This is a genomic window from Pseudonocardia sp. McavD-2-B (assembly GCF_024124365.1).
GTDB classification, from domain to species: Bacteria; Actinomycetota; Actinomycetes; order Mycobacteriales; family Pseudonocardiaceae; genus Pseudonocardia; species Pseudonocardia alni.
The window spans coordinates 1-10,140 of record NZ_JAMXSG010000217.1 but is presented as its reverse complement, the minus strand read 5'-3'; the positions used below and the strand labels follow the sequence as shown (position 1 = coordinate 10,140).

The following is a 10,140-nucleotide window of genomic DNA, read 5'->3' as shown; positions in this document are numbered from 1 at the left end:
GCCGAGCAGACCGCCCGCATCCACACCGGCGGCCCGGGCGCGGGCACCGCGGTCCTCGGTGCCGGTGCGTTCGGCGCCGCGGGAGCGACCGGTCCGGATGGGCCGGGAGGCCCCGGTGGGCCCGGCGGCCCCGGTGGTGGGGACGGCGACGGGCACGGCGACGGCGAGGGCGGTGACGGCCCGCAGCGCAAGCGCCCGGTCGGACTGATCGTCGCGGCCGCCGCGCTCGGTGTGCTCGTCCTCGGCTACGTCGGCGACCTCGCGCTGAGCTCCGGCAGCGTGCCGCGCGGCGTCGTCGTCGCCGGTCAGCAGATCGGCGGCATGTCGCGCGCCCAGGCCACCGAGACGCTGCAGGCCGCGATCGAGCCCCGCTCCTCCGCGCCGGTGCCGGTCCAGGCCGGTGAGGTCAGCTCCGAGATCGACCCGAAGGCCGCGGGCCTGCAGGTCGACTACGCGCGCACTCTCGACGAGGCGGGCGAGCAGCCGCTGAACCCGATCACCCGGATCTCCTCGTTCTTCACCACCCGCGAGGTCGGGGTGGTCAACTCCGCCGACGACCGCGCCGTGCGCACCGCGCTGGAGCAGATGGCCCCGCTGGTCATGAAGGAGCCCAAGGAGGGCTCGGTCGAGTGGCAGGGAGTCACCCCGACCCCGGTCGCGCCGGAGCCCGGCCAGCAGCTCGACGTCGACGCGGCCGTCGGCGTCGTCGAGGAGCAGTGGGCCTCCGGCGAGCCGGTGCAGCTCCCGCTGATCGTCGAGCAGGCCGTCACGACCCCGGCCGACGTGCAGAAGGCCATCGACGAGGTCGCCAAGCCCGCCGTCGCCGGCCCGCTGACGATCACCGGTGAGGGTGCGAACGCGACCATCACCCCGGAGGACATCACGACCGCGCTCAGCTTCACCGCGGACCCGGAGGGGCCCGTGAAGCTGAAGCCGGTGATCGCGAACAAGACCCTCGAGGACATCGCGCAGCCGCAGCTGGCGAGCACCGAGAAGCCCGGCGTCGACGCCCAGCTCGACTTCGCCGCGACGCCGCCGCGGGTCGTCCCGTCGCAGGACGGGCGCGGCATCGACTACGACGCCACCTTCGCGAACGTGCTGCCCATCCTCACCGGCCAGGGCGAGCGCACGGTCGCGGCGGTCTACGCGAACAAGCCGGCCGAGATCACCACGGCCGACCTGGAGTCGCTGGGCAACGCCACCGAGATCTCGACGTTCACCACCGGCGGGTTCGCCGCCGACTCGGGGCAGAACATCAAGCGCGCCGCCGAGGCCATCAACGGCCAGATCGTGCAGCCCGGCGAGACGTTCAGCCTCAACGGCGTCAGCAACCCCCGCAACGCCGCCAACGGCTACGTCGAGGCCGGCATCATCGAGGACGGCCACCCGGCGCGCGGCGTCGGCGGCGGTGTCTCCCAGCTCGCGACGACGCTGTACAACGCGTCGTACTTCGCCGGCATGACCGACATCGAGCACAAGGAGCACAGCTACTACATCAGCCGCTACCCGGTGGCCCGCGAGGCGACGGTCTTCAACGACCTCATCGACGTCAAGTTCCGCAACGACGGCCCGACCCCGGTGCTGATCCGCACGGCGTGGACGCCCAGCAACGTCACCGTCTCGTTCATCGGGCAGAAGATGTACGAGGTCACCTCGGCGACCGGGCCGCGGACGAACCCGACCCAGCCGCAGGTCGTCAACATCCCGGCCGGCCAGCCGTGCAGCGCCAGCAAGGGCTCTCCCGGCTTCACCGCGACCGACACCCGGACCATGCGCAATGTGCAGACCGGGGAGACGACCAGCAAGACGCGGACGGTCAAGTACAACCCTCAGCCGATCGTGCAGTGCGGCGGCTGATCCGGTGATCGTCCCCGTCAGGGGATGACGAGAGCCAGGTCACATTCGTACCCTGATCCCTCCAGCCGTCGGACAGCGAGGGATCGGGGTACCCCATGCGCATCGCGGACGTTCTGAGGAGCAAGGGCAGCGCGGTCAGCACCGTGGCGCCGGAGGACTCGATGGGCGAGGTGCTGCGCGCGATCGCCGAGCGGAACCTCGGCGCACTGCCCGTCGTCGACGGGGACCGGCTGGTCGGCATCGTCTCCGAGCGGGACGTGGTGCGCCGGCTGCACAGCCACGGTGCCGCGCTGCTCGACGCGCGGGTGGCCGAGGTGATGACCACCGAGGTGGTCACCTGCTCGCCCGACGACGGCGTCGGCGACCTCGCCCGGATCATGACCGACCGCCGGGTGCGGCACCTGCCGGTGATCGTCGACGGGGCGCTGGCCGGGATCGTGTCCATCGGCGACCTGGTCAAGGCCCGGATGGACATGCTGGAGCAGGAACGCGAACAGCTGGAGAGCTACATCGCGCAGTAGGGGCACGACGAGGAAGGGCCCCGGGCGGGGAGTCCGCGCCCGGGGCCCTTCGTCATCGGGGCCGGATCAGAACGAGGCCTCGTCGAGCTCCATGAGCTCGTTGTCGGCGTTCGCGATGATCGCCTTGTCCGAGGTCAGGCGGGGCAGCACGGACTTCGCGAAGAAGGTCGCGACGCCGACCTTGCCCTCGTAGAAGGCCCGGTCCTTCGCGGAGACGCCGTCGGTGCCCAGCGCGGCGAGCGCGACGGTGGCCTGGCGCAGCAGCAGCCAGCCGACGAGCAGGTCGCCGACCGCCATCAACAGCCGCACGGTGTGCTGGCCGACCTTGTACAGCTCGGTGACGTCCTTGGTGGAGCCGTACAGGTAGCCGGTCAGCGTGCCGAGCATCCCCTGCACGTCGGTCAGCGCGGTGCGCAGGAGCTCGCGCTCCTCCTTGAGCCGGCCGTTGCCCGCGTCGGAGTCGATGAACGCCTGGACCTCGCCCGCGACGTGCGCGAGCGCCTGGCCGTTGTCCCGGACGATCTTGCGGAACAGGAAGTCCTGGGACTGGATCGCGGTGGTGCCCTCGTAGAGGGAGTCGATCTTGGCGTCCCGGATGTACTGCTCGATCGGGTAGTCCTGCAGGAAGCCCGACCCGCCCAGGGTCTGCAGCGACTGCACGAGCTGCTCGGTGGCGCGCTCGGAGCCGACGCCCTTGACGATCGGCAGGAGCAGGTCGTTGACCTTCTCCGCGAGCTCGGTGCTGATCCCGCTGCCCTCGTCGCCGAGGCGCACCCTGTCCTGGAAGGTCGCGGTGTAGATGTAGACGGCGCGCATGCCCTCGGCGTACGCCTTCTGCAGCATCAGGCTGCGGCGGACGTCCGGGTGGTGGGTGATCGTGACCCGCGGCGCGGTCTTGTCGGTCATCTTCGTCAGGTCCGCGCCCTGGACGCGCTCCTTGGCGAACTCGAGCGCGTTCAGGTAGCCGGTCGACAGGGTGCCGATGGCCTTGGTGCCGACCATCATCCGGGCGTACTCGATGACCTGGAACATCTGGGCGATGCCGTCGTGCACGTCGCCGAGCAGCCAGCCGACGGCCGGGGTGCCGTGCGCCCCGAAGGTCAGCTCGCAGGTCGTGGAGGCCTTGAGGCCCATCTTGTGCTCGACGTTGGTCACGAAGGCGCCGTTGCGCTCGCCCGGCTCGCCGGTCCCGCTGTCGAAGTGGAACTTCGGCACCAGGAACAGCGACAGGCCCTTGGTGCCCGGCTTCCCGCCCTCGGGGCGGGCCAGCACCAGGTGCATGATGTTCTCGGTGAAGTCCTGCTCGGCCGAGGTGATGAAGCGCTTCACGCCCTCGATGTGCCAGGTGCCGTCGTCCTGCTGGATCGCCTTGGTGCGGCCGGCGCCGACGTCGGAGCCCGCGTCCGGCTCGGTCAGCACCATGGTGGCGCCCCAGCCGCGGTCGATCATCAGCTGGGCCCAGCGCTTCTGCTCCTCGTTGCCGTTCTTGTAGAGGATCGAGGCGAAGTTCGGGCCGGCCATGTACATGAAGATGGCCGGGTTGGAGCCGCACATCAGCTCGGCGGCGGCCCACTGCACGGACGGCGGGATGCCCATGCCGCCCAGCTCGTTCGGCAGGCCGAGGCGCCACCACTCGCCGTCCCAGAGGACCTTGTAGGCGTCCTTGAGCTCCTGCGGGGTGGTGACCGTGTGGTCCTCGGGGTGGAAGACCGGCGGGTTGCGGTCGATCGTGGCGTAGTGCTCGGCGAGCGGGCCGGTGCAGACGGTCGACAGCTCCGACAGCACGCCCTTGGCGGTGTCGACGTCGACGTCCTCGAAGGGTCCCGTCCCGAGGTGGTCCTGTACCTCGAACACCTCGAAGAGGTTGAACTCGAGGTCGCGCACGTTGCTCTTGTAGTGGCCCATCCGTCCTTCACCGCCGTTCGTGCCAGGGCCGATCGACTTACCGGCCGGTAACTGACTCCAGAGTATTACCGACCGGTAACAAGAGCAAGGTGCAGCTGCGTCGTCAGGGACCGCCCACCCGTGTGACGCGCTCGACCGGCGCGCCCGCGCCGTCCTTTTCCCGTGAACCGAGAGAATGCGGAGTCGCACGGGACGGATGTGGCGTGTGTGACGGAGGCGGTGCCGGCGGTGCCGCCGAAGGGGGCAGCAGCGATGGGCGAGCCGGGACAGAGCTGGAGCCGCCGCGGGCTGCTGGTCGGGGGTGCGGTCGCCGGCGCGGGCCTGGTCCTGCCCGGCCGGGCGTTCGCCGGACCGCCGCCGACCACCGACCCCGCTCCGCCCGCCACGGGTCCGGTGCCCGGCCCGTCGGCCGTCCCGGGGCCGGACGGCATGCCCGGCCCGGCCGGTGCCGGTCCGCTGGCCGAGGGCGTGCCGGTCCCCTACATCGCGCGCTGCTTCGAGTGGGGCGCGCGCAAGCCGAAGTTCCCGCCGAAGGTCTGGGACCGGCGCCCGATCCGGATCCTGGTGCACCACACGGCCGGGGCGAACACGAACGACTACAGCGTCGGCGCCGCGCACCGGATGGCCAGGGCGATCCAGAACTACCACATGGACCGCAACGGCTGGCTCGACTCGGGGCAGCACTTCACGATCTCGCGCGGCGGGCACGTGATGGAGGGCAGGCTCTGGAGCCTCGGCGAGCTCAACGGGGGCCGCCGCGTCGTCGAGGGGGCGCACTCGCCCGGTCAGAACGTCATCGCGATCGGCATCGAGAACGAGGGCACCTACATGGGGGTCGACCCGACCCCGGCGCTGTGGAACTCGCTGCGCGTCACCTGCGCCTACATCTGCCTGCGCTACGGCATCGCCCCGACCGAGCTCTACGGCCACCGCGACTACCGCAACACCCTCTGCCCGGGTGACCGTCTCTACGCCGCGCTGCCCCGGCTGCGCCGCGAGGTGGCGGGGCTGCTGGGCAGGCGGCTCTCGCGCACCGAGTCGACCAAGGCGAGCTGGCCGCTGCTGCGCACCGGCGATCGCGGCCCGACGGTCGAGGCGGCCCAGTACCTGCTGCGCGACGCCGGGTCGCTGACCGGTAAGCCCGACGGCCGGTTCGACGACCGCACCGCGGCCGCGGTGAGCGAGTTCCAGCGCGCGCACCGCGCCGACGACGTCAACGGCCTGCTCGGCGGGGAGACCTGGCCGGAGCTGGCCCGCACGGTGCGCGCGGGCACCGAGGACGACGCCGCCCGTGCCGTCGAGGTGCTCGCGGCGGCACGACGGGTGGAGAGCGTGCCCGACGTCGTCGACCACCCGCAGTGGCAGAAGCTGCTCGGGACCTCCGGCAGCGCCGTCCCGGACGCGCAGGACCCGCAGGGCGTGCTGAACCGCTGAGGGCCCGGTCCCGGGCGGAGCGCGCGCACGGACGGGTGACGGCCTGCCGCTAGTCTCGCCCGGTGCTGAACCGCTGCCCCGCGTGCGACGCGCCCGCGAGCGACCCGTTCTTCTCCGCGACCGGGCTGCCGGTGCACGGCACCGCGGTGCTTCCCGACCCGGTCTCGGCGCGTTCCGTGGCCACCGGTGACCAGGTGCTCGTGCTGTGCGAGCGCTGCGGGCTGGTGTTCAACCGCGACTTCGACCCGGGGCTGCTCGACTACACCGGCGACCACGAGGAGTCCCAGCACCATTCCCCCCGCTTCGCCGCCTACGCCGCGGAGGTCACCGCGGACTGGGTGGCGCGGTTCGGGCTGGCCGGGCGGCACGTCGTCGAGGTGGGGTGCGGGTCCGGTGACTTCGCCGCCGAGCTGCTCGGCGCCGGCGTCGGCCGGGTGACCGGGATCGACCCGCACTTCGTGCCGCAGCGGGTCCGCCCGGAGCTGGCGGACCGGCTCACCGCCGTCCCCGCGGAGTTCGCGCGTGACCAGGTCGAGCCGGACACCGCCGCCCTGGTCTGCCGGCACACCCTGGAGCACATCCCCGACCTCGCCGTCTTCGGCGCGGAGCTGTACGCCGGGCTGCGTCGCGGCGGCGGCCGGGCGCTGCTCGCCGAGGTGCCCGACCTGGGCCGGATCCTCGACGAGGGCGCCTTCTGGGACCTGCAGTACGAGCACTGCTCCTACTTCACCCCGGCGACCATGCGGACGTTCCTGACCGGGGTCGGCTTCTCCGACCCGCAGGTGCGGCTGACCTACGCCGACCAGTACGTCGTCGCCGAGGCGGGGCCGGACGGGACGCCGGGCGCGCCCGAGCTGGAGCCGCACCTGCGCGAGGCGCTGCGCAGCGCCTGCCGGGACTTCGCGACCCGGGTGTCGGACCAGGTCGGACGGTGGCGGGAGTGGCTCGGCGGCCGGGCCGCGACCGGCGACGAGGTGGTCGTCTGGGGTGGCGGGGCGAAGGGGCTGACCTTCCTCAACGTCGTCGAGGGCGGGGCGGAGGGGACCGGCGCGGTCGGCGCGGTCGTCGACATCAACCCCGGCCTGCAGGGGCGCTTCATGGGCGGGCTCGGTCTGCCGATCCGCGCCCCGAAGGACCTGCTGGACTCGCCCCCGCGGTCGGTGCTGCTGATGAACCCGGTCTACACCGGCGAGGTGCGCGCCACGCTCGACGAGCTGGGGCTCGGGTCGACGGAGCTGCTCGCGGTCTGACCGGCCGGGGCCGGCCGCAGCGCGCGGACGGCCCGGACGAGCTCCGCGCGGGCCGCGGCGGCGTCGTCGATGCCGGTACCGGTCAGCACCAGCGTGCCCGCGAGCAGCAGCCGGGCGGTGCGGCGCGCCTCGCCGGTGAGGTCGTCGCCGCAGACCCGGTCGAACCGCTCCTGGAAGTCGGCGACGACCGAGTCCCGGATCCGGCGCGCGTCCGGGTCGTGGCCGAGGAACACCGACCGCAGCGCGGTGTCGAGGTCGCCGCCGCCGTCGAGGGCGGCGACCAGACCGTCGACGTAGCCGGCGAGGCGCTCCTCGACCGGCAGGTCCGCGGCGGGCTCGGCGCCCGGTGCGCTGCGCAGGTGGGCGAGGAACACCGCGGCGAGCAGGTGCTCCTTCGAGGCGAACACCTTGTACGCGGTGGCCGCGGACAGCCCCGCCCGGCGCGCGACCCGGCGCACGGTCAACGTCGCGGCGCCGCTGTCGGCGAGCTCCTCGGCCCCGGCCGTGAGCAGCCGGTCCCGGGTCGCCGGCGCGACCTCGCTCCGCCGGGAGAATGCTCCGTCCACCGGGCCCAGCCTAGCCGTCGACCGCCCCGGTCCCGGGGCGCCGGGCGGTGCCGCTACCGTGATCGACTACGGGTGGACAGGTGTCCAGTCGGGTGTCTTTCCGAGAGGAGCTCCCCGATGCGCTCGATCAGCCGCAGGTCGGTCCTGCTGGGTGCTGCCGGCGTCGCCGGGCTGGGGGTCCTCGGCGCGGGCACCGCGGTCGCCGCCGCGCCCTCCCGGGTGCGCGTGACCCGGGAGGAGCGTCGGGTGGTCGTCGTCGGCTCCGGGTTCGGCGGCGGCGTCACGGCGCTGCGCCTGGCCGAGGCCGGTGTGGACGTGCTCGTCCTCGAACGCGGACGGCGGTGGGTCACCGGGCCGGACGCCGAGACCTTCCCCCGGGTGACGACGAACCCCGACCGCAGGCTGTTCTGGCTCGACACGGTCGCCGACCCCCTGGACGGACCGCCGAACCCGCTGTCGGTGCTGCTGGGGCGCCCCACCGCGAGCACCCCGGGCGCCGTGCCGCTGTCCCCCGGCCGGTACACCGGGCTGCTGGAGCGTGTCGGCGGCAACGGGATGGACGCGTTCTGCGCGGCCGGCGTCGGCGGGGGCTCGCTGCTCTACCAGGGGATGACGCTCCAGCCCTCGGCCGAGGTGTTCGCCGCGACGATGCCCCGCGAGCTGGAGTACGAGGTGCTCGCCCGCGAGCACTACCCGCGGGTCGCCCGGATGCTCCGCCTGGCCACCGCCCCGGACGAGCTGATCGACTCGCCGACGTACCGCGCCCCGCGGGTCTTCCGCGACCGGGCGGAGGCCGCCGGCTACGAGGTCGAGAAGATCCCGATGCCGATCGACTGGGACTACGCGCTGGCCGAGCTGCGCGGCGAGATGACGCCCGCCTACACGAACGGCGACGCCGCGTTCGGCGTGAACAACGGCGGCAAGCACACCGTCGACGTCACCTACCTCGCCGCCGCCGAGGCGACCGGGCGGGTCACGGTCGCCCCGTTGCACCAGGTCACCGACGTCGTCCGCGCGGCCGACGGGCGCTGGGAGACGCACGTCGACCGGATCGACGAGACCGGCACCGTGCTCGAGAAGAAGATCATCACTACCCCGGCGCTGGTGCTCGCGGCGGGCACCCAGAACACCAACCGGCTGCTGCTGCGGGCCCGCGCGCACGACACGGTCCCGGACCTGCCCGACGCGCTCGGCGAGAACTGGGGCACCAACGGCGACCGGATCTGCACCTGGAACTCCCTGGTCGAGGACTTCGGTGCGACCCAGGGCGGCCCGGTGGTTTTCGGGACGAAGGACTGGGCGGACCCGGCCACGGCCAACACCGTCATCCAGGCGTCGCTGCCGCCGCTGCCGCTCGGCCTCGGCCGCACCACGACGATGCTCGTCGGCTACGGCGTCAGCGCCGGCCGCGGCCGGATGGGCTGGGACCCGGTCCGGCAGGAGGGCGTCGTCGACTGGCCGCTCGACGGCGACGCCACCCTGACCGCGCGCATCCACGAGCGGATGGGGCGCATCACCGGGGTGCGGGGCACCTTCCTCGACACCACCTACGCGGTGCCGACCACCTGGCACCCGCTGGGCGGGGCCTGCATCGGCACGGTCTGCGACGTGGCGGGCCGGGTGCGGGGCCAGCGCGGCCTCTACGTGCTCGACGGGTCGCTGATGCCCGGCACGACGGCCGCCTGCAACCCGTCGATGACGATCGCCGCCGTCGTCGAACGTGCCACCGACGACCTGGTCGCCCGGGACGTCGGCACGCTCATCTGACCAGGCGCCGGACGACGGCCAGGTCCTCCAGGGTTGCGACGTGCAGGTTCGCCGGGTCCCCCGGCACCGTCACCACGCGGTGGCCGAGCGCGGCGAGCAGCCCGGAGTTCTCCACCGGCCGGGGCGCGTCGGCGTGCGCGGCACGCAGCACGTCCGCGCGGAACGCCTGCGGCGACTGCGTGACCACCGCGTCCTGCTTGGGGAGGGTGTCGACGACGACGCCGTCGCGCACCCGCTGCACCACCTCGAGCAGCGGGACCACCGGCACCGCCCCGTCGGCGCCCGCCCGCACGGCCTCGACCACCTCGGTGAAGATCCGGTCGGCGGCGAGCGGGTGCGCCGGGTCGGCGAGGACCAGGACCCCCGCCTCGGCGGGCACGACGGCCAGCCCGGCCCGCAGGGACTCCGACTGGTGGTCCCCGCCGACGGCGAGCGCGTCGACCGGCTCGCCGTCCCAGCCCACCCCGGACGGCAGCACCAGCGCGACCCGGTCACAGGTGCGCCGGGCGGCGGCGACGGTGTGGTCGACCAGCCGGGACCCGGCCAGCTCGTCGAGCTGCTTCAGCCGGCCGTAACGGAGCCCCCGGCCGCCCGCCAGCACGATCGCCCACACGTGGTCACGCACTCCGGTGATCCTGCCGGGTCCGGCGCGGGAACCGGACACCGCACCCGATAGCCTCGGCCGTCCCCGATCGGGCGACCCGATCGGGCGACCGGGAGGGGCGGACGAGGATGGCGGCACCGACGACGTCCCCCACGCCCGCCGCGTCGACCGGCCCGCTCGCCGGGGCCCCCGCCGCGGTCGCGCTGGTCCGGGCCGTCGCCGAGGAGCCGGACGCA

Annotated in this window: 8 protein-coding genes; 5 read left to right on the top strand and 3 right to left on the bottom strand. The window is 73.5% G+C overall.

What is annotated here, in order from left to right; genetic code table 11:
• Both NH602_RS22950 and NH602_RS22945 read left to right on the top strand, forming a co-directional pair.
• Positions 1–1,857, top strand: a 1,857-nt coding sequence (locus NH602_RS22950) for a VanW family protein (protein ID WP_253068875.1), incomplete at its 5' end; no start/stop codon positions are given.
• Positions 1,858–1,952: 95 nt separating this feature from the next.
• Positions 1,953–2,378, top strand: coding sequence for a CBS domain-containing protein (locus NH602_RS22945; RefSeq protein ID WP_073576089.1), 426 nt, complete (start codon positions 1,953–1,955; stop codon positions 2,376–2,378).
• Positions 2,379–2,444: 66 nt separating this feature from the next.
• Here NH602_RS22945 and NH602_RS22940 read toward each other — a convergent pair whose 3' ends face one another.
• Complete coding sequence (locus NH602_RS22940) at positions 2,445–4,283, bottom strand: acyl-CoA dehydrogenase (protein WP_073576088.1); 1,839 nt, start codon at positions 4,281–4,283, stop codon at positions 2,445–2,447.
• Positions 4,284–4,490: 207 nt separating this feature from the next.
• Between NH602_RS22940 and NH602_RS22935 the strand changes: the two genes are divergently transcribed.
• Both NH602_RS22935 and NH602_RS22930 read left to right on the top strand, forming a co-directional pair.
• A complete protein-coding gene (locus tag NH602_RS22935) occupies positions 4,491–5,717 on the top strand; it encodes an N-acetylmuramoyl-L-alanine amidase (RefSeq protein WP_253068874.1) in 1,227 nt (408 codons plus the stop codon).
• 62 nt (positions 5,718–5,779) lie between these two features.
• Complete coding sequence (locus NH602_RS22930; RefSeq protein WP_073576086.1) at positions 5,780–6,967, top strand: class I SAM-dependent methyltransferase; 1,188 nt, start codon at positions 5,780–5,782, stop codon at positions 6,965–6,967.
• Here the strand turns inward: NH602_RS22930 and NH602_RS22925 are convergent.
• Positions 6,898–7,533 carry a TetR/AcrR family transcriptional regulator gene (locus NH602_RS22925; RefSeq protein ID WP_073576085.1) on the bottom strand — a complete coding sequence of 212 codons (636 nt, stop codon included), beginning with the start codon at positions 7,531–7,533 and terminating at the stop codon, positions 6,898–6,900. The genes NH602_RS22930 and NH602_RS22925 overlap by 70 nt on opposite strands.
• A 117-nt stretch (positions 7,534–7,650) precedes the next feature.
• Here NH602_RS22925 and NH602_RS22920 point away from each other — a divergent pair, with 117 nt between their 5' ends.
• A complete protein-coding gene (locus NH602_RS22920; protein WP_179761513.1) occupies positions 7,651–9,300 on the top strand; it encodes a GMC oxidoreductase in 1,650 nt (549 codons plus the stop codon).
• On the opposite strand, the gene NH602_RS22915 is transcribed toward NH602_RS22920, so the two are convergent.
• The gene (locus tag NH602_RS22915; RefSeq protein ID WP_218899311.1) at positions 9,293–9,925 is read right to left on the bottom strand and encodes a 2-C-methyl-D-erythritol 4-phosphate cytidylyltransferase; all 633 of its coding nucleotides are present in this window, start codon (positions 9,923–9,925) and stop codon (positions 9,293–9,295) included. The two genes, NH602_RS22920 and NH602_RS22915, sit on opposite strands and share 8 nt — an antisense overlap.
• Positions 9,926–10,140: the final 215 nt, after the last annotated feature.